This window comes from Lacrimispora sinapis (genome assembly GCF_043633585.1).
GTDB lineage: Bacteria > Bacillota > Clostridia > Lachnospirales > Lachnospiraceae > Lacrimispora > Lacrimispora sinapis.
On record NZ_CP141832.1, the window covers coordinates 682,643 to 703,131 of the forward strand.

Consider the following 20,489-nt stretch of genomic DNA (forward strand, 5'->3'; position numbering starts at 1 on the left):
AAACATGGCAAATGAAAGCGTGGCAGTCCCGGGAAGAAAACAGGCATTGCAGGGAAAAGGTGTATCCCAAAAAATACACCTAATCGGTAAAAATTTATTGATAACATAACTGCAATATGCGATAATGATTCGATGGGGGGAAGTGAAAACCAGGGGATAAAATGGGAGAAAAGGTAACAATTACATATTACTAAATTTATAGAATATTTACACGGCCACATTGGTGGAAGTAACAGGAGGAAAATTATGGCATCAAATGACGCAACATTGCATCGGATTACGCATCAGGTATTGCTTGAAGTGGCAAAGCTTGTCTGGGAGGACAAAATCGAGGATGGAAAAAATGAAATCCCTTATCATATCATTCCGGGACCCAAAGCCCAGTTCAGGTGCTGCATCTACAGAGAGAGAGAGATTATCAGGGAGAGAGTCCGCCTTGCAGAAGGCTTATGCCCCAGCGGGAAAGATACGAAGAATATCGTTCAGGTCATCAGTTCTGCCTGCGAAGGCTGTCCCATCGCCCGTTATGTGGTAACGGATAACTGTCAGCTCTGTATGGGAAAGGCCTGCCAGAATTCCTGTAATTTTGGTGCGATTACCATGGGGCATGACCGTGCCCACATTGACCCGGATAAATGCAAGGAATGTGGAAAATGTTCCCAGGCCTGCCCTTACAATGCGATTGCGGATTTGACCCGTCCTTGTAAGAAGAGCTGTCCGGTCAATGCAATTACGATGGATGAAAACGGCATTGTTGTTATAGATGAGAAGAAATGCATCCAGTGCGGAGCCTGTGTGACTGGCTGTCCGTTCGGAGCGATTGGAACCAAGACCTTCCTTACAGATGTGATCCGTTCGATCAAGGAAGGGAAAAAGGTGGTTGCTATGGTGGCACCGGCAATTGAAGGCCAGTACGGCCCGGATATTACCATGGCAAGCTGGAAGACAGCGTTAAAGAAAATCGGCTTTGCAGACATGGTGGAGGTCGCTTTAGGCGGTGATTTAACTGCCGCAGCCGAAGCCGCAGAATGGGCGGAGGCTTATAAAGAAGGAAAGAAGATGACCACTTCCTGCTGCCCGGCATTTGTAAACATGATCAAGCAGCATTATCCGACGCTTCTTGATCATATGTCCACTACGGTTTCCCCGATGTGTGCGGTTTCCAGAATGTTAAAGGAACAGGACCCGGAGACTGTTACCGTATTTATCGGACCTTGTATCGCAAAGAAGAGTGAAAACCTGGACCCGAATGTGAAGGGCAATGCGGATTTTGTTCTGACCGTTGGAGAGGCTTATGCCATGATGCAGGCAAAGGGTGTAGATTTAGAACCTGAAGAGAATACATATCAGCAGGCTTCTGTTTTTGGAAAACGGTTTGGAAACGGCGGAGGTGTAACTGCAGCCGTGTTGGAATGTTTAAAAGAGACCGAAGAGAATACGGATATCAAGGTCATGAAATGCAACGGTGCCTTGGAATGTAAGAAAGCATTGATGCTTTTAAAGGTAGGTAAGCTGCAGGAAGACTTTATTGAAGGTATGGTATGTGTGGGCGGCTGTGTCGGCGGCCCTGCCAGATATAAGAATGAAAACGAGGCAAAGAAGGCACGTGATTTACTGATCGGCCAGGCAGATGCCAGAGAAGTTCATGAGAATTTAAAGAACCAGGGTCTTGAGACGGTTCCTATGCACAGACATTAAGAGAAAAGCTATGGGCTGATCCCGTTTGGGAAAGCTCATAGCTTTTTTTCTTACATTCCGGAAAACTGATTTTTTACTTTGGTTATTTTCTGCTGCTCTGCCTGTTCCGTGGTATACCAACCCTTTGCGGACATTTTCTTGTAAATGTCCTCCTGCATACACAGACTGTCTTTTAAAGCGGTATCAAACGTCTGATGTACGTTCATGGTAGGGGATTCAATGGTACCGTGCATATACAGGTCACACACTCCCTTGGTGGTGTTAAGCAGGTTTTCCATTATACATTTGTCATCCATTTGCGGTTCCTCCTTACACTAAATTATAGAAGCTGTCAAAAAGCTGCTGGTGTTTTTGCGTTAATTCCTGTACGCATGCTTTTAATTCCGGGTCCTGCAGATTCTGTGCGGCATCCTGAAATTGTGTTTTTAAAAATTTCTCATGTCCGAGAGCGTCTTCGATATAGATTAATTCCTTTGGGCTCATTTTTATCACCTCCAACGTTAGTTAGTATGGAGAATTTTATCCAAACCATTCATTTTCTTATCAAATCTTTTATCATTTTGAATTTTATTCCTATTAAAAACTCCCTAAAGTGGGGGAAAATGATCTGTTTTGCTGAATGTTTCAAATGGTTGTATGCAATGTGCATAACATTACGGATATTTGTACAATTATTTTGTGTAAACTATTGCAATAGGTCGAATGTTGTAATATAATGTCATCAGAGAGAGCGAAAGCTTTTTATTTTTTCCTTCCAATTGTATACAGGTATCCAAGTATACGATTGGAATTTTGTTTTACGATGAATTTTTATTTACCAATGCAGTACAGTATTAGAAAATAACCGGTTTATTGTACCGCAAGAGTGCGAAAATCCAGGAAAGAAATAAGGAAACGATAGCTGTCTCTTATTTTTATTCGATGCATTGTTTGAATTATTAAACAACTGTGAAAATTTTTTAAATAAGGAGCGAGGAGAGTTGAAGGAATTAAAATGTAGTATTTATCGTGGTGGAACCAGCAAGGGTGTATTCCTTCTGGAGGAAGATTTAAAAAGTCTGTCAGATGACTTGGATCATGTGTTGCTTAAAGTGATGGGCAGCCCTGATCTCCATCAGATTGACGGATTGGGGGGAGCGGTATCTACAACCAGCAAAGTAGCCATTATCTCCAAAGAGACGGAAAACCCATGGGATGTAAACTATACATTTGCCCAGGTATCGGTGGATAAACCGGTTGTATCGTATGCGGGCAATTGCGGTAATATTTCTTCTGCGGTGGGGATTTTTGCGATTGAAAACAAACTGGTGGAGATCAAAGATCCGGTGACCGTTGTTAAAATTTACAATACAAATACAAAAAAGGTCATTGAAGAAAGAATTCCAACGCCCAATGGTGAGCTTGTGTACACCGAGGATTATAAAATTGCCGGTGTTCCTGGAAAAGGTTTAAAAATAGATTTAAAGTTTTTAAATCCTGCTGGTTCCTTGACCGGAAAGCTGCTTCCTACCGGTAATAAGACTGATCTTTTGCAGGTAGACGGAGTTGGCCAGGTGGAAGTGTCCATTGTTGACGCAAGTAATCCGTTGGTTTACGTGGATGCCAGAACGCTTGGACTGACCGGATACGAAAAAGTGAGCGACATCGACTCAAATAAGGAATTATTGGATCAGCTGGAACGCATAAGAGGAATGGCTGCCATGAAGATGGGATTGATCCGTGATTTGGAAAAAAGCTCCACAGAATCACCGGGAGTTCCCAAACTGACCTTGGTTGCTCCGCCAAAGGATTATTATACCGTTGAGGGAGAACTGGTCAAAGAATCTGATTATGACTTGTCTGTGAGAATGATGAGCATGCAGAAAGCCCATAAGAGTATTGCACTTACCGGCGCCCTGTGCACGTTTGCGGCATGTGCCATACCTGATACAATCCCCAACCGTCTTGTGAAAAAACAAGCGGGTGAAAGCCAGAAAAACACATTTGACTTAGGTCATAGCAGCGGGATTATTGGGGGCAGCATTGAGTATAAAGCGTTAGATGAAGAAAATATAGAGGTGCAATCAGTTACGTCGTTCCGTACTGCACGCAAAATTTTAACCGGTACCGTATATTTTGTTTAAAATACTAATTCGAGGAGTGTAAATTCTTATGTTGGCTTTATTAGGGTATTTAATGATCATCGTGTTTATGATCTTACTTTTGAGAAAAGTGATTTCTCCGTTTGCAGGCTTGATCCTGGTTCCATTGGCGTTTGGGTTTATCGTAGCTGCCTATCAGCATGTATCGTTTTTAGACGTTTTTGACTGGATTTATCAAGGTCTTTATTATCAGTTTGCCGGCGGAAAAGTGAAGTCCGGTGTTGCACCTACCATCACACTTTTACTGTTTGCCATTTTATATTTCTCAATTATGCTGGATGTTGGACTGTTTGATCCACTTAGCAAAATATTGATTAAATGGGCAAAGGGTGATCCGCTCAGACTTTGTTTTGCCACTGCTGCAATTTCCATGGTCGTGTCATTGGATGGCGACGGAACCACAACCGTTCTTATTGTAACTGCAGCGGTATTATCCCTGTTCAAAAAGATGAAGATGAAGCAGTTGTATCTGGCAGTTTTGATTGCGATTCCAAACTCTATTATGAATCTTGTTCCCTGGAGCGGGCCCATGGCAAGAGCCATGCCGGTTTTAAACATAGGTCCGAAGGAATTCTTTGTTCCGGTGATTCCCGGAATGATTGGAGCGATTTTTTTAACCATTTATATGGCATACTCTTATGGCAAGAAAGAGCGGGCACGTTTGGGATACATTTCCGGCTCCAGTATTGTGAATGACAAGGATCTGGAAAATATTATTGCTTCCATAAATGCAGATCCGGAAGGCTTAAAAGCACCCAAATTATTGCTGTTCAACTTTGCATTGACCGTATTAATTATGGTTTTATTGATTCTTGATGTTATCAATGGGGGAATCTTATTCCTGATTGGTACTGCAATTGCAGTCATCGTCAACTTTAAAGATCCAAATCTTCAGGCAAAGAGACTTACGGCCAATGGTGCGGAAGCATTAGGACCGGTCAGCCTGGTTTTTGGTGCCGGAGTCATCATGGGAATCTTAAATGGAAGCGGCATCAGTGCAGCCATGGCACAGCAGATCGTATCACTGCTGCCCCAAAGCATGGGTGGATATATTCCGTTATTGCTGGCACTGATCTCATTACCAGGTTTGTTTTTCCTTCCAAACGATGCCTTTTACTTCGGAATTCTGCCTGTTATTGCACCGATCGCATATAGCTTTGGCGCAACTCCGGTAGATATCGGTGTTGCATCTTTAATGGGACAGGCCGTTCGTTTTGCCAGCCCGCTGGTTGCGTTCCTGTATGTCCTGGTAGACCGTACGGAAGTAAGCTTCGTGGACTATCAAAAAGAATATTTAAAATGGGGAATTCCCAGTTACTTTATCCAATTATTTATTGCGGTCGCAATTGGAGTGATTCCGGTGCCATTTTTACGTTAATTCTTTGTTATCAATTTTAAATTATATCAACATGCGGGTTTTCTATTGAAAACACAAGGAGGACTAATATGATAAAATTATTCAATAAAGGCGTATATCTTGTGGGCGGTAAGGAACTTATCCCCGAAGAAACGATCGCAGAGACAGAAACCTACAGCAAGGAACCGATTGATAAGGAGCAGGCAAAAGAGGGGACCATCACCTACAGCATACTGAAAAAGCATAACAAATCAGACTCCATGAAGGAACTGCAAATAAAGTTTGATGCCATGACTTCACACGATCTGACTTACGTGGGCATTATTCAGACAGCAAAGGCCTCCGGTATGAAGGAGTTCCCGATCCCCTATGTTTTGACCAATTGCCACAATTCCCTGTGTGCAGTAGGGGGAACGATCAACGAAGATGATCACGTATTCGGATTATCCGCTGCAAAAAAATATGGCGGAATTTTTGTACCGCCTCATGTTGCTGTTATTCATCAGTTCATGCGGGAGGCAATCGCCGGCTGTGAAAAAATGATCATTGGTTCTGACAGCCATACCAGATATGGTGCATTAGGTACCATGGCCATCGGTGAAGGCGGCGGCGAGCTGGTTAAGCAGATTTTAGGTGACACGTATGATATCCAATACCCAAAGGTGGTAGCTGTTTATTTAGATGGAAAACCAAAGCCGGGAATCGGACCTCAGGATATTGCGCTGGCCATTATCGGACAGGTATTCAAAAACGGTTATGTGAAAAATAAAGTAATGGAATTCGTTGGCCCCGGTATCAAAAACCTTTCCACTGATTTCCGTAATGGAATTGACGTAATGACAACGGAAACCGCATGTTTGACCTCTATCTGGCAGACCGATGAGGATACAAAAGAGTTCCTGACCATTCATGGAAGAGGCGGAGATTACAAACAGCTTCAGCCAGACCAGGTGGCTTACTATGATGGCGCAGTCTATGTGGACTTGAGCAAGGTGGAATCCATGATCGCACTGCCGTTCCATCCAAGCAATGTTTACTCCATCAAAGCCTTAAATGAGAATCTGTTCGATATCCTTCACGAAGTGGAAGAGGATGCAAAAAGACTGATTAACAATCCGAATATTGATTTTAAGCTGACAGATAAAATCCAGAATAACCGCTTGAAGGTGCAGCAGGGAGTGATCGCCGGATGTGCCGGAGGAAATTATAATAATATTGTGGAGGCGGCTGACATACTGTCCGGTGGCAATGATATTGATATGGATTACAGCCTTTCGGTTTATCCCTCTTCGGTTCCGGTATATATGGAGCTGGCGAAGAAAGGCATCGTTTCTACCTTAATGGCAGCAGGCGTGGTTGTGAAAACTGCTTTCTGCGGTCCCTGCTTTGGCGCAGGAGACACTCCGGCAAACAATGGACTGAGCATCCGTCATACCACAAGAAACTTTATTAACCGGGATGGCTCAAAGCCGGGCAACGGACAGATGACTTCCGTAGCGCTGATGGATGCCCGTTCCATTGCAGCAACCACCGTAAACAACGGTTTTCTTACTCCCGCAACCGATGTTGTGGATGATTATCCGGTATACGATTACAATTATGATGATTCTGCTTATCAGAAACGAGTTTATCAGGGCTTTGCGCAACCTCAGAAAGAGGAGGAACTGGCATATGGACCTAATATCAAGGATTGGCCGGAGATGAGCGCATTGGGAGAACACGTATTGCTTCGTGTTTGTTCAAAAATTCTTGATGACGTTACCACTACGGACGAGTTGATTCCTTCCGGTGAAACCGCTTCTTACCGTTCCAACCCACTGGGATTAGCGGAGTTTACGTTATCAAGAAGAGATCCGGAATATGTTGGAAAAGCTAAAAATGTGGCTGTTTTAGAAAAGAACAGAAATGAAAAAGGGGAAGTGCCTTCTGAACTCGCTGATATTTATAAAAAGATTGAATCCATCTGTCCGGGCATTAATGAGCCTGCATCCATAGAAATCGGCAGTGTCATCTATTGTACAAAGCCAGGGGACGGTTCAGCCCGTGAACAGGCCGCCAGCTGCCAGAGAGTATTAGGAGGATTGGCAAATATCTGTAAGGAATATGCCACCAAGCGTTACCGTTCCAATGTGGTCAACTGGGGAATGCTGCCATTTCAGATGAAAGAAGAACCGAACTTTGAAGTAGATGATTTTATCTTTATACCTGGAATCAAGGAAGCAATTTGTGCAGGCAAACAGGAGATAACTGGATATGTTCTTGGAGACACCCCAAAAGAGATCCACTTGTATTGGGAAGGCTTGACCGATAATGAAATAGAAATCATACGTTCAGGATCTTTGATCAATTACAATCGGAATAAGGAATGAAAGACAACGAAATAGCTGAAGTGTTAAAGGAAAGACTGGAAACCCCATTGATTTGGGGTTTCCGGTCTTTTTCTTCCGTGAGGAAGAAGAAAACGCCGGATATGTCTGTCTGTGTCAATAGATGAGTATGGACATCGACTGCAGAAACGCTTATAATATTCTTTGGCGGGAATTATTCCGGTTCTGGGAAGGAGTGCCCTCCGTAAAATTGATTGTATCCTGACATCATAAAAAACGACAGAAATTTAAGGGAGCATGCTTATGAATGAAATATTTGAAAAGATAGAAACCACTGATTTGAGGCCGATTCGGCAAATTGTACTTGAAAGGCTGAGGAAAGCCATTATGAACGGTGGACTCAAACCAGGAGACCGATTGGTGGAAACGTTTATTGCCGATGGGATGGGCATAAGCAGAACTCCGGTAAGAGAGGCTTTCCGGCAATTGGAAATCGAGGGGCTGGCGGAGAACATTCCCAGAAAAGGGACGATTGTAAAAGGGATTTCCAAATCAGATATATTAGAAATCTATGAGATCAGGGAGGTTCTGGAAGGCTTGGCGTTCCGGCTGGCATGCTCTAAGATTTCGGAGGAGAAACTATCAGAATTAAAAAGCAAGTTATCGGAGATGCAGCAGTGCCTTGATGAAAACGATATTGAAAAGTACTGGATTTTGCATGGAGAATTTCATGACTGCATTGTACAGTTAAGCAATAACAAACGGCTGATTGACCAGATGAAGCAGATTTACGAATATTTATCGAAGCTGAGAAATTTCACTTTAGTGATGAATAAAAGAAGAGCCGTGGCGATGAAGGAGCATCGGGCATTGATTGAAGCTTTTGAGAAAAAGGATGAAGCGTTAGCGGAGCAGATTGGCAGAGAGCATACGTTAAATGCCAAGAAATTTCTCTCTAAAGAAATTCACTTATTTTAAAAAGTGTTGTTAAAATGGCGGTTCTCTTTCATTTTTGGGTTTCTGTGCAGCAGATAATGCAGGCAGGGAAAGGGGGAAATGAGAATGAAAAAACGATTGCAATGGTTCTTTATTTTAATGACAGCCGTGCTTGCGGCGGCTTTTGTACCGGCAGCTGCTTTTCCGTCCACGGCAGAGGAGACAGCCGCGGCTCTTGATGAGACCGATGTGCATAATGGCTGGATCAATGAAAAACTGGGACCCGGTGTTGCCAGATGGGTGGATGAAGATGGAACTGTTTCAAAGCAGCCTGGAAAAAAGGAGGAAACTTCTGAGGCCCAGGATCAGCAGGAAGACACAGAGCCTTTTGCAAAAGAAAGGCAGATTGATCCGGCGCAGCCTATGGTGGCACTGACGTTTGATGACGGACCTTATGCACCTGTGGGAAATGAGATCATGGACAGTCTGGCCAGGTATGGAGGAAAGGCTACATTTTTTGTGGTAGGAAGAAGGGCACCTGCCTATAAAACAGAGCTTCAGCGTATGGTGGCAGAGGGGCATGAGATCGGGAATCATACATTTGACCATAAATATTTAACAAAATTAAGCAAAGCTCAGATACAAAGCCAGATCGACCGCTGCAGCGATGCTGTTTTTGCCGCTGCCGGAGTCCGGCCTGCGCTGGTAAGACTTCCGGGAGGCCTAAAGAACCAAACGGTTTTGGAAAATGTTAAAGCTCCCATGATTATGTGGAGCATTGATACCCTGGACTGGAAGACACGGAACACCGAAAAGACGGTTCGTTCGGTGATGAGTCAGGTCCGGGATGGGGATATTGTGCTGATGCATGAACTTTACCCGGAAAGCGGGGCAGCAGCACTGGAGATCATTCCCCAATTGGCTGCTGCAGGCTATCAGATGGTTACGGTAAGTGAGATGGCCAAATACCGGGGCGGAGTGGTTCCGGGAGGAGTTTATTCCCGGTTTTCCCGGTAAGTGAAAAGGAAAAGGAGCAGTTTCCTACTTTTCATCGCAAACCTGAAAAATATAAAACTTTAAATAATAAGAAGTTTCTTCGCCGGACCATAAAATCGGGTGGTCGGCTGCCTGGGTCCGGTATTCCACCTGGCGGAGACGTTTGTGGACGTTTGCGGCTGCTTCCCGTATGGTTTTGGTGAAAAGCTCCGGAGTCATGAAGTGGGAGCAGGAACAGGTGGCTAAATACCCTCCGTCTTTGACCAGCTTCATGCCCCGGAGGTTGATTTCCCGATAGCCTTTGACCGCGTTTTTTACGGAGTTTCTGGACTTGGTGAAGGCAGGAGGGTCCAGGATCACCACGTCAAATTGTTCCCCCTTTTTTTCTAACTCAGGAAGAAGCTCGAATACGTCCGCGCACTGGAATTTCACGCGGTCGGATAAATGGTTTAACCGGGCATTCTCTGTGGCCTGAGCCACGCCAAGTTCAGAAGCATCGACTCCAAGAACTTCCGTTGCTCCGGCGATTCCTGCGTTTAGGGCAAAGGAACCGGTGTGGGTAAAGCAGTCTAAGACCCGTTTCCCTTTGCAGATTTTCTGCATGGCCAGACGGTTGTATTTCTGGTCCAGGAAAAATCCGGTTTTTTGTCCGTCCTTTACGTCTACCAGATATTTGACTCCGTTTTCTGTGATTTCCACCTTGGTATCAAAGGGTTCGCCGATGAAGCCTTTGACCCGTTCCATTCCCTCCTGGAGACGGACCTTGGCATCGCTTCGCTCATAAATGCCCCGAATCTCGATGCCATCTTCCTTTAGAACTTTTATGAGTTTTTCCAGAATGAGCGGTTTTAACCGGTCGATTCCAAGGGCAAGGGATTCCACGACTAAAACGTCGGAGAACTTGTCCACCACGATTCCGGGAAGAAAGTCTGCCTCTCCGAAAATCACGCGGCAGCTGTCGGTTTCAGAGGTGGTTTTTCGGTATTCCCATGCATTGCGGACACGCATCTCAAGAAATGCCTCGTCGATTTTTGTGTCTTTTTTCCGGGTCATCATGCGGATTGTGATTTTTGAATTTGTATTGATAAAACCTTGGCCTAAAATGTAGCCGTCAAAATCCTCCACGGTCACAATGTCTCCATTGGTGAATTCTCCGGTAATGGTGTCGATCTCATTGTCATAGATCCACATGCCTCCGGCTTTTAAAGCACGGGCTTCCCCTTTTTTGATTCTTACAATTGCTGATTCCATGAGTGATTTACTCCTTCTTATGATTAAATTCGTTTTAATCTGCAGAGCAGCCGGTATAACGGCTGAAACAGAATGAGGGCCAGGACGAAATTACCGATCCCGTGAACAAGGTCAAAGGGGATTCCGGCGGTCCACCAGATAAAGGCGGCTTCCGGTCCTGCGGTTATGAGGTAGGACAGGGAGCAGAAAAAGCCGAACAGCATTCCGAATATTCCGGAAAGAATGGCAATGCCAAAAGGCTTTGGGGTACGGGCTTTGAAAAAGAGAAAGACGAAGGCCGGGAGTATGGGCCATACATAGAAGTAGGAAAACCACCACAGCCCGAAGCCGTAAACCAATCCTTCCAAAGCAATAAACACGTACAGGATCAACCATACGTGTTTTTTAAATACCAGCGTATATAAAATTAGGAACAGGGATACCAGTTCTACATTGGTGACCGAGGCCAGGCTTATCTGGCTGATGAATAAAATGGCGCACAGCAATGCATCCCGGACCAGTTCCCCTGTGGTCAGCCGCGGGAAAAATTTCATGGCTTCTGTTCTCCGGTGCCTGCAGGGGTGTACTGGAACGTATAACGCTCTCCGTCTTTGATGGGCTGCTGGCTGACCCCATAGCTGCATGGTTCCCCGTTTAAGAGGAGAGACCAGTAGGCATGATCCTTTTGGTAATCTGCTTCTTTCCCGTTAATGGTGGTGACCATAAGGCCGAACTCTTCGCTCTGCGTTCCTTCAACTTTAAGGTCCGGAATGGTTTGAATGGCTTCCAGCAGATAATGAGCTTCCGTTGTGGCCTGGTAATGCTCTTTCATACCGTTAGGGTATATAACATCAATGGTAATGTTCTTGGTTCCAGCCATAGGAACCGGTCTTGTAAAATTATATATGACCAGCAGCAGTGCCAGGACTGCGATGGCAGCGCAGCCTCCCAGTAAGGGAGAAAGCTTTTTGCGTTCATTCATAATCTGCTTACTTCCTTTTACTTAAGTTCAATACTTGCATAAGTATAGCATAGATTCATGGCCTGCCGCAAGATTAGAATTTCCATCTTTTCTTAAAATGTCCACGGATGTATAATAGAAAAAGACTTTAGATAAAAGGTGGATAATTCATATGATAAACGAACAGATTGTGGAAGAAATAAAAGCTTGTGAAAAACTTTTGATCGGAATCGGAGAAGAGTGGACTGCCAAAGGAAACGAAGACATTCAGCAGCTCTATGAGAAACTTCAGGGACTGATTCAGGATAAGGATTATTTTATTGTAACAACAGTGACCGACGGAGAGATCAGAAAGTCCTCTCTGATCCAGAGCCGGATCGTGGCTCCCTGCGGCAATGTAACATGGAGGCAGTGTTCCAAGTCCTGCAAAAAGGACATATGGGAACCGGGTGAGATCCCGGATGACATCTGTCCCCACTGCGGACAGCCCCTGACAGGAAATACCATTGAAGCGGAAGATTATATTGAAGAGGGGTATTTGCCCCAATGGAACGCCTATACCACATGGCTTACCGGCACCTTAAACAAACGGCTGCTCCTTCTGGAGCTGGGAGTCGGCTTTAAGACTCCCACGGTCATCCGCTGGCCTTTTGAAAAGACGGCAGTGATGAATAAAAAAGCCCATTTGTACCGGATTCACGGCAATTTTGCCCAACTATCAGAGGCAGTAAAAGGGAAAGCGGACTCGATTTCAGAAAACTCTTTGGAATTCATCCGAAAATTGTAGGAATTTTTTGCGTTGTGCATTGGGGAGGACTGTGCTAAAATGTTGAAAAAAGGCGTAAAGAGGTGGCTGCCATGATTGCGATCATAGACTACGATGCTGGTAACTTAAAGAGTGTGGAAAAAGCCCTGGTATCTTTGGGAGAAAAACCGGTCATAAGCAGGGATAAGGATACCATTCTTTCTGCGGATCATGTGATTCTGCCTGGGGTAGGAGCTTTTGGAGATGCGATGGAAAAGCTCCGTCAATACGGACTGGTGGATGTGATCCGTCAGGTCGTTTCAAATGGGACTCCCTTTCTTGGGATTTGTCTTGGACTGCAGCTTTTTTTTGAGAGCAGTGAGGAATCCCTGGGGGGAAAGGGCCTTGGCCTGCTTCCCGGAAGGATTGTTAAATTTCCGGATACCCCTGGGTTAAAGGTTCCCCATATGGGCTGGAACTGTTTAACTATTAAGCCGGAAGCGAAACTTTTTAAAGGGATTGAATCCGGGTCATATGTTTATTTTGTCCACTCATATTATTTAGAAGCCGGACAGCAGTCTGACGTGGCGGCTTCCTCGGAATACGGGCTGACGTTTGGCGCCTCTGTGGAACGGGGGAATTTATTTGCCTGCCAGTTCCATCCGGAAAAGAGCGGAGATACCGGCCTGAAGATCCTTAAAAATTTCACCCAGCTGACCTAAGGAGGTGCCGGATGCTTACAAAAAGAATTATACCATGCCTGGATGTACATAACGGAAGGGTGGTAAAGGGTGTCAATTTTGTCAATTTAAGGGATGCAGGTGATCCTGTGGAGATCGCCGCCGCATACGATAAGGCCGGTGCCGATGAACTGGTATTTTTGGATATTACAGCTTCCTCTGATCATCGGAACACGGTGGTGGATATGGTACGCCGGGTGGCGGAAAAGGTATTCATTCCATTTACCGTAGGCGGAGGAATCCGTACGGTAGATGATTTTAAGCTGCTTTTAAGAGAAGGTGCCGATAAAATTTCCATTAATTCGTCTGCACTCAACACGCCCAGGCTCATTTCCGACGCTGCGGATAAGTTTGGCCGCCAGTGTGTGGTCGTTGCCATTGATGCCAGAAGGAGGGCCGACAAAAGCGGCTGGAACGTATTTAAAAACGGAGGCCGGATTGATACCGGGCTTGATGCGGTGGAATGGGCAAAAAAAGCGGATCAGCTTGGAGCAGGGGAAATTCTTCTCACCAGCATGGACTGCGACGGAACCAGGGAAGGCTATGATGATGAATTAAACCGTGTGATCGCAGATACGGTTTCTGTGCCGGTCATCGCTTCGGGAGGTGCAGGCACAATGGAGCATTTTCGCCATGCCCTTGTGGAAGGAAAGGCAGATGCGGCGTTGGCGGCCTCTCTGTTCCACTACAAAGAATTGGAAATCATGGAATTAAAACGGTATTTAAAGGAAAAAGGAATACCGGTAAGGATTTAAATGCAAAGGAGAAAAAATGGGAGCAATTGAGAACGATTGGCTGGCCCCGTTGAGCGGGGAGTTTAAAAAGCCGTATTACAGGGAACTTTATCAGAAAGTGAAGAAAGAATATGAAACGGGCAGGGTTTTTCCGGAACCCGATGATATTTTCAATGCCTTTCAGTTTACACCTCTTTCCAAGGTAAAGGCAGTGATCTTAGGTCAGGACCCTTATCACAATTTTGGTCAGGCCCACGGGCTGTGTTTTTCCGTAAAGCCGGATGTGGATATTCCTCCGTCTCTTGTGAATATCTATCAGGAATTGCGGGATGATTTAGGATGTGAGATCCCCAACCACGGTTATTTAAAAAAGTGGTCGGATCAGGGCGTCATGCTTTTGAACACGGTGCTGACCGTTCGTGCCCATGCGGCCAATTCCCATCAGGGAATCGGCTGGGAGAAATTTACGGATGCGGCCATCCGGATTCTCAATGAACAGGACCGTCCCATGGTATTTCTCTTATGGGGGCGTCCGGCTCAGAACAAGAAGTCAATGCTTACCAATCCCAGGCATTTGATACTGGAAGCACCCCATCCAAGTCCGCTTTCCGCTTACCGGGGATTTTTTGGCTGTAAGCATTTCAGCAAAACAAATGCCTTTCTGGAGGCCAATGGAGTGACACCGATTGACTGGCAGATTGAAAATATTGAATAAAATGGGGGAAAGGTAATGAATATTTTGGAAATTTTGAAAGTGCTTGTACTTGGTATTGTGGAGGGTTTTACCGAATGGCTTCCCATCAGCAGTACGGGCCACATGATTCTGGTTGATGAGATCATCCATTTAAACCAGCCGTCTGCCTTTATGAATATGTTTCTGGTTGTGATCCAGCTGGGAGCCATCTTAGCGGTGGTTGTCCTATACTTTGATAAGCTCAATCCATTTACACCCAGCAAGAAACCGGCACAGAGACAGGATACACTGGTATTATGGAGCAAGATCATTTTGGCCTGTATTCCTGCAGCGGTCATCGGCTTTCTGGTGGATGATATTTTAGATGCCTATCTGATGAACGGCTACGTGGTCGCAGCAACCTTAATCATCTACGGCGTATTGTTTCTTGTCATTGAAAACAGGAACCAGTACCGGAGCTTTGATGTTCAGAAGGTGAATGACATTTCCTATCAGACAGCTCTCTACATCGGGCTGTTCCAGCTGCTTTCCTTGATTCCGGGCACATCCCGTTCCGGTGCCACCATTCTCGGCGCCATGATCCTTGGATGTTCCAGAGCAGCTTCTGCGGAATTTTCCTTTTTCCTTGGAATTCCGGTCATGTTCGGTGCCAGTCTGTTAAAGGTCGTGAAATACGGAACAAACTTCAGCGGGAGCCAGATTTTCTATCTGATCCTGGGAATGATTGTTGCGTTTGTTGTTTCCGTATATGCCATTAAGTTTTTAATGGGATACATCAGACAGCATGACTTTAAATTCTTTGGCTACTACCGGATCGTTCTCGGAGCGGTAGTGCTGCTGTATTTTGGTGTGACGGCTGTTCTTGGTCTGTAAAAAAAAGAGCAGAGGAAAACGGCTGGTTCCGCTTTCCTCTGCTTTTTTCTTTATACCAACTCAGCGATCTCGTAAAGGAGACGTTCGGAATCCTCCCATCCAAGACACGGGTCTGTAATGGATTTTCCGTAACAGCCTTCTCCTACCTTCTGAGCGCCGGGTTCGATGTAGCTTTCGATCATCAGACCCTTTACCAGAGCTTGGATTTCCGCGGAGTGTCTGCGGCTGTGAAGGACTTCCTTGGAAATCCGGATCTGCTCCATATACTTTTTATTGGAATTGGAATGGTTTGCGTCCACGATGCAGGCCGGGTTTTCTAAATTTCTTCGGCTGTACATCTCATGAAGCAGGAACAAGTCTTCAAAGTGATAGTTAGGAATGCACTGGCCGTGCTTGTTGACCGCACCTCTTAAAATGGTATGGGCAAGGGGGTTGCCGTCGCTTTTCACTTCAAAGCCCCGGTAGGTAAAATCATGGGCCTGCTGGGCAGCCACCACCGAGTTCAGCATGACGGATAAATCTCCGCTGGTGGGATTCTTCATCCCCACGGCAACGTCACATGCGCTGGAGGTCAGGCGGTGCTGCTGGTTTTCCACAGAGCGGGCGCCGATGGCAATGTAGGACATAATATCATCAAGGTATCCCAAGTTTTCCGGATAGAGCATCTCATCAGCGGTGGACAGTCCGGTATCTGTAAACACCTTCATATGCATCTTCCGAATGGCCATAAGGCCTTCGTGCATGTCCGGTTTTTTCTCCGGATCGGGCTGGTGCAGCATGCCCTTGTAGCCTTCGCCGGTGGTTCTTGGCTTATTGGTATAGATTCTGGGAATCAGAATAAGACGGTCTTTTGTCTTTTCCTGTACTTTCACAAGCCGGTTTACATAATCACATACAGACTCCTCATTGTCGGCGGAACAGGGTCCAATAATAACAAGGAATTTGTCGCTTGTCCCGGTGAGTACGTCGCTGATGGCTTGATCCCGCTGCTGTTTTAGGGTTTTAAATTCGGTCGAAAGCGGAAATTGTTCTTTGATTTCTTCCGGACTTGGCAGATTGCTTACATATTGAAATCCCATAGTATCCTCCTGTGCATGTGGCTATTCTGTATTTTTGCAGTTGATTATATAACAGATTCGTATAAAAATCCAGTGCAGGTTTGAATTTTGTCAATGTGTTGCAGATCAGTGTTTATTTTTAGGATAGAATGGTGTATGATGATTAATAATGATAACAGGAAAGGTGTTGAAACAATGGTAAAATACTGGAGCTGGGGAGGACGCTATATCGGGGTAAGGCAGAAAGATTACCTGGTGGCCTGCGATGGAACCGTTCTCGGAAAATTTTACGGAACTGAACTTTACAACCAGAATGGAGATTACATAGGAGAGCTGGGAAGAAATAACAGGCTCATTAAGAACTTAACCAAAGACAACAACCGCCGTCCGTCTTTTAGCGGTTATGTAAAAGGTACGGTGACAGCCCCTTTGAAGGACTGTGCCCCTTATTCAATGATTCCGGGATTTATGGATTTTTCCTGACCATATTGTCCTGGTTTTTTACTGGAAATACAAAAGGAGAAATGCATGATGAAAGAACTTGTCACTTTGGAAGAAATGCTTCGCTTCCGTGAAGAAAAAGTGCGGTTACAGGATGAACTTCACAACAGACACAAAGGCTCTGTGATCGTGGCCCTGGGAATGAACATACCCGGTCCCATAAAGTATTCTCCGGAGATCCTTAAAGCCTTTGCGGCAGGAACAAAAGCAGTGGCCGGATCATTAAATAACCATGGAATCGAAGTGGCAGATGAGATGGAAGTCACCCAAAAAGAAGGCTGTCTAAAGATCCTTGCGGTACAGCATGAAGATCCTCTCTTTATAAAAAAAATCATGGTCAACATAGAAGAAAGCCATCCATTAGGAAGGCTTTATGATATTGATGTCTATGATAAGGAAGGAAAAGGAATCAGCAGAGAAGCATTTGGCGCACCGGTACGCATTTGTCTTCTCTGCGGACAGGATGCTAAGGTGTGCGGCCGCAACCGAAGCCACACCGTGGAAGAATTATATAAACGTGTTGAGGATATAATAAGGGCGTGGATGAAGGAAACACACGAAACCTTATAATATTGAAAATCAAGATTTCATGGCGGTAAAACCAATGCTTTCGGTAAAAAAATACCGGGTTACCCGCAAGTCCTGTCTTAACAAATTTTAAGGTTCCTTTTTCCCCTGATTAAGATTCCAGATTTAAAATAAAATCATACGAAAAAAAGGGAGGCTTTAAGCAAAATGGAGATTAAAAGACCAGCTGTAGCCGGCACGTTAGAGTCCAGCGATTGTCAGGTGACCGTAGAGCCGGGAGATGGTAAGATCGAATTTGCGTTGGAAAGCGCAGTAATAAACCAGTACGGGAACCAGATCCGTAAGGTAGTTATGGAGACTCTTAACAATTTAGGCATCAATAACATCAAGATTGCAATTGTTGACAAAGGAGCCCTGGATTGCACCATTAAGGCGCGTGTGGAAGGTGCAATAAGCCGTTCCACAGACCATTTTGAAAATAATCTTTGGGGAGGCGCAGGAAAGTAATGAATCCAAATAAGAAACGGCTTAGAAGAACCATGATGTTTTTGAATGCCCAGAAACCAAGCCTGATAAAAGATCCTTATATTTATAATCCGGATTCTATCATGCTGGATTTAGAGGATGCAGTAGCAGAAAATCAGAAAGACGTAGCAAGATTTTCTCTTTACCATGCATTAAAGGAAATTGATTACAGAGGCTGCGAACGCGTGGTTCGTATCAATGGACTGGATACCGAGTACTGGAAAGAAGACATCCGCTGTGCAGTAGCAGGCGGCTGTGATGCCATCCGTATTCCAAAAACAGAAAGACCGGAAGAAGTTCTTGCAGTAGAGAAAGAGATTATCGCTGCAGAAAAGGAATTTGATATTCCGGAAGGCAGAACTCTGATTATGGCAGCGATTGAATCTGCAAGAGGAGTTATGAAGGCTCTTGACGTCTGTGAAGCCTCCGAACGACTTTTTGGTATTGCATTATCCGGCGGAGACTATACCAAAGACTTACAGACCCATATCACCGGAACCGGTGTGGAATTAATGGGAGCAAGACAGAACATGATCATTGCAGCAAGAGCGGCAAAGGTACAGTGTTTTGATACGGTATTTACCAATCTTGATGATATGGAAGGATTCCGTAAGGAAGTAGAAACCATTCATTTGATGGGCTTTGACGGTAAATCCATTATAAATCCACGTCAGATTCCGATTGTTCATGAGATATTTACACCAACGCAGAAAGATATTATCTTTGCTGAAAAAGTCGTTAAAGAAATCGACGACAAGAAGAAAAAAGGAATTGGTGTATTTACCGTAGACGGAAAGATGATCGACATTGCTTTCTATGACGGAGCGAAGAGAACCATAGAGCTGGCTAAGGCCTCCGGTGTGTATAAAGGAGATTTATAAGATGATTAATGCAGTAGGGAGAGAAATTCCGGAAGAAATCTTAAAACAGACAGGGAAACAACCATTTATGGGTGTCCATCACTTTGATGGATATGAATATAAAAAGGACGGCCCAGTGACGAAGTGTGTGATCAATTCCGAAGGCAGCAAGCTGGTGGAAAGCATTCACGATGTACTGGTAAAATGCGGAATTAAAGACGGTATGACCCTGGGATTCCATCATCACTTCAGAGAAGGTGATTACGTTGTAAACATGGTTATGGAAGAAATCCATAAGATGGGCATTAAGGATATCACCATCTGTGCAAGTTCCCTTGGAAAAGCGCATGACAAGCTTGTTGATATGATCGAAGATGGCACCATTGTAGGAATCCAGTCTTCCGGTGTAAGAGGTAAGATCGGACAGGCAATTTCCGAAGGAAAGTTAAAAGGACTTGCAATCATGCGTTCTCATGGCGGAAGAGTCCGTGCCATTGAATCAGGAGAAGTGAGAATTGATATTGCTTTCATCGGTGCTCCTACCTGTGATGATTATGGCAACTGCCGCGGAATCGGCGGAAAATCTGACTGTGGTGTGCTTTCTTACTCCATGGTCGATGCAGATTATGCAGATAAAGTTGTTGCAATTACCGATTGTCTGGTTCCATTTCCTAACTTCCCGGCTCATATTTCCATGACAAAAGTGGATTATGTGGTGGTTGTTGACGAAATTGGTAACCCGGATAAGATCGCAACCGGAGCTGCAAAGCCAACCAGCGATATGCGTAAGCTTATGATGGCGGATTATTGTACCCAGTTCGTAGTGAATACCCCTTATTTTAAAGATGGATTTTCCTACCAGACAGGAGTAGGCGGTGCTTCCATCGCATCTACCATTTCACTTGCAAAGATCATGAAGGAAAGAAATATCCGTATGCGTTTCGGCGTGGGCGGACTGACAAAGCCGATGTGTGATCTTCTGGAAAATGGACAGGTTGATGCCCTTCTGGATACACAGGACTTTGACTTAAATGCAGTAGAGTCTGTCATCAATCCAAGACATTTCCGTATCAGTGCGGGAGAATATGCAGATCCATTTAACAAAGGGGCTGTTGTAAATAAATTGGATTTCGTAATTCTGGCTGCACTGGAAGTCGATGTGAAATTCAACTGTAACGTAGTAGTAGGGTCTGATGGAGTGATCACCGGAGCACAGGGAGGACATCCTGATACAGCAGCAGGTGCAAAATGTACCATCGTTATTTCCCCGCTTCTTCAGGGAAGAATTCCTGCCATCTGTACTGACGTGACTACTGTTACCACTCCTGGTGAATCCGTTGACGTAGTAATTACAGATTACGGTATTGCCATCAATCCTTTGAGACAGGATCTGATTGAAGCTATGAAGGATGTAGACCTGCCCTTTAAGACGATTGAGGAGTTAAGAGATATTGCTTATTCCATCGTAGGAGAGCCGGAACGCGTACAGTTTGAGGATAAGATTGTTGGTATCATCGAAAGCCGTGACGGAACGGTTATGGACGTTGTACGCCAGATTAAGAAGTTTGAATTCTCAGGAGAATAA

At 44.9% G+C, this 20,489-nt stretch carries 22 protein-coding genes; 16 read left to right on the forward strand and 6 right to left on the reverse strand.

Going from position 1 to position 20,489, the window contains the following annotated elements; translation table 11 throughout:
* Positions 1–246: 246 nt before the first annotated feature.
* Positions 247–1,698, forward strand: a complete 1,452-nt coding sequence (locus VIG27_RS03145; protein ID WP_394525135.1) for a 4Fe-4S dicluster domain-containing protein — start codon at positions 247–249, stop codon at positions 1,696–1,698.
* Between the two features lie 50 nt (positions 1,699–1,748).
* Here VIG27_RS03145 and VIG27_RS03150 read toward each other — a convergent pair whose 3' ends face one another.
* Positions 1,749–1,994 carry a spore coat protein gene (locus VIG27_RS03150; protein WP_394525136.1) on the reverse strand — a complete coding sequence of 82 codons (246 nt, stop codon included), beginning with the start codon at positions 1,992–1,994 and terminating at the stop codon, positions 1,749–1,751.
* 13 nt (positions 1,995–2,007) lie between these two features.
* Positions 2,008–2,181 carry a hypothetical protein gene (locus VIG27_RS03155; RefSeq protein WP_394525137.1) on the reverse strand — a complete coding sequence of 58 codons (174 nt, stop codon included), beginning with the start codon at positions 2,179–2,181 and terminating at the stop codon, positions 2,008–2,010.
* 497 nt (positions 2,182–2,678) lie between these two features.
* Here VIG27_RS03155 and VIG27_RS03160 point away from each other — a divergent pair, with 497 nt between their 5' ends.
* The 5 genes from VIG27_RS03160 to VIG27_RS03180 all read left to right on the forward strand — a co-directional run bounded on the left by VIG27_RS03160 (position 2,679) and on the right by VIG27_RS03180 (position 9,476).
* Entirely contained in the window at positions 2,679–3,821 is a 1,143-nt protein-coding gene (locus VIG27_RS03160; RefSeq protein ID WP_394525138.1) for a 2-methylaconitate cis-trans isomerase PrpF family protein, read from the forward strand.
* A 28-nt stretch (positions 3,822–3,849) separates the two neighbouring features.
* Entirely contained in the window at positions 3,850–5,217 is a 1,368-nt protein-coding gene (locus VIG27_RS03165; RefSeq protein WP_394525139.1) for a CitMHS family transporter, read from the forward strand.
* 68 nt (positions 5,218–5,285) lie between these two features.
* Positions 5,286–7,565 (forward strand): hydratase, encoded by a 2,280-nt coding sequence (locus tag VIG27_RS03170; protein WP_394525140.1) that lies wholly within the window; start codon positions 5,286–5,288, stop codon positions 7,563–7,565.
* Between the two features lie 261 nt (positions 7,566–7,826).
* Complete coding sequence (locus VIG27_RS03175; protein ID WP_394525142.1) at positions 7,827–8,501, forward strand: GntR family transcriptional regulator; 675 nt, start codon at positions 7,827–7,829, stop codon at positions 8,499–8,501.
* 84 nt (positions 8,502–8,585) lie between these two features.
* Positions 8,586–9,476: a polysaccharide deacetylase family protein gene (locus VIG27_RS03180; RefSeq protein ID WP_394525146.1), complete on the forward strand. Its 891-nt coding sequence runs from the start codon at positions 8,586–8,588 to the stop codon at positions 9,474–9,476.
* Between the two features lie 24 nt (positions 9,477–9,500).
* Here VIG27_RS03180 and VIG27_RS03185 read toward each other — a convergent pair whose 3' ends face one another.
* The 3 genes from VIG27_RS03185 to VIG27_RS03195 are packed head-to-tail and all read right to left on the reverse strand — an operon-like array spanning position 9,501 to position 11,667.
* Entirely contained in the window at positions 9,501–10,706 is a 1,206-nt protein-coding gene (locus tag VIG27_RS03185) for a class I SAM-dependent rRNA methyltransferase (protein WP_394525149.1), read from the reverse strand.
* A 23-nt stretch (positions 10,707–10,729) separates the two neighbouring features.
* On the reverse strand, positions 10,730–11,239 hold the full coding sequence (locus tag VIG27_RS03190; protein ID WP_394525150.1) for a hypothetical protein: 510 nt from the start codon (positions 11,237–11,239) through the stop codon (positions 10,730–10,732).
* The gene (locus VIG27_RS03195; protein ID WP_394525153.1) at positions 11,236–11,667 is read right to left on the reverse strand and encodes a DUF4430 domain-containing protein; all 432 of its coding nucleotides are present in this window, start codon (positions 11,665–11,667) and stop codon (positions 11,236–11,238) included. The genes VIG27_RS03190 and VIG27_RS03195 overlap by 4 nt, the downstream gene beginning before the upstream one ends.
* 145 nt (positions 11,668–11,812) lie before the next feature.
* Between VIG27_RS03195 and VIG27_RS03200 the strand changes: the two genes are divergently transcribed.
* The 5 genes from VIG27_RS03200 (at position 11,813) to VIG27_RS03220 (ending at position 15,432) form a co-directional block, all read left to right on the forward strand.
* The gene (locus tag VIG27_RS03200; protein WP_394527384.1) at positions 11,813–12,433 is read left to right on the forward strand and encodes a hypothetical protein; all 621 of its coding nucleotides are present in this window, start codon (positions 11,813–11,815) and stop codon (positions 12,431–12,433) included.
* A gap of 71 nt (positions 12,434–12,504) precedes the next feature.
* Positions 12,505–13,113 (forward strand): imidazole glycerol phosphate synthase subunit HisH, encoded by a 609-nt coding sequence (gene hisH / locus VIG27_RS03205; protein ID WP_394525155.1) that lies wholly within the window; start codon positions 12,505–12,507, stop codon positions 13,111–13,113.
* A gap of 11 nt (positions 13,114–13,124) precedes the next feature.
* Positions 13,125–13,886, forward strand: a complete 762-nt coding sequence (hisF, locus tag VIG27_RS03210) for an imidazole glycerol phosphate synthase subunit HisF (RefSeq protein WP_394525156.1) — start codon at positions 13,125–13,127, stop codon at positions 13,884–13,886.
* A gap of 16 nt (positions 13,887–13,902) precedes the next feature.
* Positions 13,903–14,580 (forward strand): uracil-DNA glycosylase, encoded by a 678-nt coding sequence (ung, locus tag VIG27_RS03215; RefSeq protein ID WP_394525158.1) that lies wholly within the window; start codon positions 13,903–13,905, stop codon positions 14,578–14,580.
* A 15-nt stretch (positions 14,581–14,595) separates the two neighbouring features.
* Positions 14,596–15,432 (forward strand): undecaprenyl-diphosphate phosphatase, encoded by an 837-nt coding sequence (locus tag VIG27_RS03220; protein ID WP_394525159.1) that lies wholly within the window; start codon positions 14,596–14,598, stop codon positions 15,430–15,432.
* A 50-nt stretch (positions 15,433–15,482) separates the two neighbouring features.
* On the opposite strand, the gene VIG27_RS03225 is transcribed toward VIG27_RS03220, so the two are convergent.
* The gene (locus VIG27_RS03225; RefSeq protein WP_394525161.1) at positions 15,483–16,511 is read right to left on the reverse strand and encodes a 3-deoxy-7-phosphoheptulonate synthase; all 1,029 of its coding nucleotides are present in this window, start codon (positions 16,509–16,511) and stop codon (positions 15,483–15,485) included.
* 135 nt (positions 16,512–16,646) lie between these two features.
* Here VIG27_RS03225 and VIG27_RS03230 point away from each other — a divergent pair, with 135 nt between their 5' ends.
* From VIG27_RS03230 to citF, 5 genes are all read left to right on the forward strand, one after another.
* On the forward strand, positions 16,647–16,973 hold the full coding sequence (locus VIG27_RS03230; RefSeq protein WP_394525162.1) for a hypothetical protein: 327 nt from the start codon (positions 16,647–16,649) through the stop codon (positions 16,971–16,973).
* 45 nt (positions 16,974–17,018) lie between these two features.
* Positions 17,019–17,561, forward strand: a complete 543-nt coding sequence (citX, locus tag VIG27_RS03235) for a citrate lyase holo-[acyl-carrier protein] synthase (protein ID WP_394525163.1) — start codon at positions 17,019–17,021, stop codon at positions 17,559–17,561.
* Positions 17,562–17,726: 165 nt separating this feature from the next.
* On the forward strand, positions 17,727–18,026 hold the full coding sequence (citD, locus tag VIG27_RS03240; RefSeq protein WP_394525165.1) for a citrate lyase acyl carrier protein: 300 nt from the start codon (positions 17,727–17,729) through the stop codon (positions 18,024–18,026).
* Positions 18,026–18,925 (forward strand): aldolase/citrate lyase family protein, encoded by a 900-nt coding sequence (locus VIG27_RS03245; protein ID WP_394525168.1) that lies wholly within the window; start codon positions 18,026–18,028, stop codon positions 18,923–18,925. Before citD ends, VIG27_RS03245 begins: the two co-directional genes overlap by 1 nt.
* Before the next feature lies 1 nt (position 18,926).
* Positions 18,927–20,489 (forward strand): citrate lyase subunit alpha, encoded by a 1,563-nt coding sequence (gene citF, locus VIG27_RS03250; protein ID WP_394525170.1) that lies wholly within the window; start codon positions 18,927–18,929, stop codon positions 20,487–20,489.